Genomic DNA, 1134 nt, shown 5'->3' with positions numbered 1-1134 from the left:
GCTGGCGCAGTCTACCGGATGTGGGTCCCGCAGAAATTTCTCAACCTGCAATGGGGGCTCATGCTTTTGGTGCTGGTGGCCCTCTTCGCGCGGACGCCGCTGTCGGCGGAGATCGCCTGTCTTGTGCTGACGCCATATCTCACCCTGGCGCTGGGCTATGCGCGCCCGCCAGTATTCGGGTTCGTGGAGAAGTTCGGGGCCCCCTCTTATGGCGTCTATTTGTATGGCTTTCTGTGTCAGCAGATCGTGGCGCATTTTCTGCCGGTGCGAGAGGCGCCCTTGGCCAATTTTGCGCTTTCGGTGATCCCGGCCATCGCGCTTGGCATGTTGTCGTGGCGACTGATCGAAAAACCTACCCTCAGCTGGAAGCCGGGCCGTCGCGCCCCCCGACCCGCCGCGCGAGCAGACAACAGGCATGCTGCCGGCAACGCGCCGCCAGCCGATCATCTGGCATGATTGCGCTGGTCGCGCCCACAGCAGGCGCCGCCGTCGCGCCGCCAGGGCCTGGCGCCTGTTAGGGCCAGCGCTGCGGCGTGAATATCAGAACATGTACCGATCTCCCTGGATCGGCACATGCTCCCATCTTCATGGAGGGAGCCAGTTCTGCTCGGTCAAACGAACCTGGTTGCGCGGAACGCTCGCTAGCCTGGCCCGGCGACGGGCCTTCAGCTGTCTCCCATCGGCAACTGGCCGTCGACCGCATGCCATAGCGGCGGCTGGCGCAGAAGTCGGCCCCACACGGACCGCCGCGCAACGGCGGGTTTTGGGGCGCCTGGCGGCCCGCGTCGCCCATTCACCCCTCTGATATTCACAGGCGACGCCAGGCTGACGCCTGCTGCCAGAACCCGATGAGCATGACGCAGCGGGTTCTGGTGAAGCCGGTGCGGCGGCGGAGCCTGTCAGGATGCGGATGCGTCAGCATCTTCGCATCCTGGTATGAGAGGCTTTGATGCTGCCATTGGGGCGTTGGCGCCTTGCGCGGGGCTGCCCAGGCTCACAGGCGCGCAGTTGCGTCCCCACACCTGGCGGCAGACGCGCCACTGATCCGCGCCAATACAGTTAGGGTGGCCACATGTAGAACTTTAGTCTCGGATTCCTGGCAATCTATGGCGGTTTTTTCACTTATCGGCGCAT

1 pseudogene is annotated in these 1134 nt (G+C 64.3%); it reads left to right on the top strand.

Going from position 1 to position 1134, the window contains the following annotated elements:
* Window positions 1–456, top strand: a pseudogene (locus tag AC6A67_RS04110) (hypothetical protein); the annotation flags it as partial.
* Window positions 457–1134: the final 678 nt, after the last annotated feature.

This window comes from Camelimonas sp. FR25 (assembly GCF_059740505.1).
Note: the sequence above shows the minus strand (reverse complement) of the source record. Positions and strands in the feature narration are given on the sequence as shown.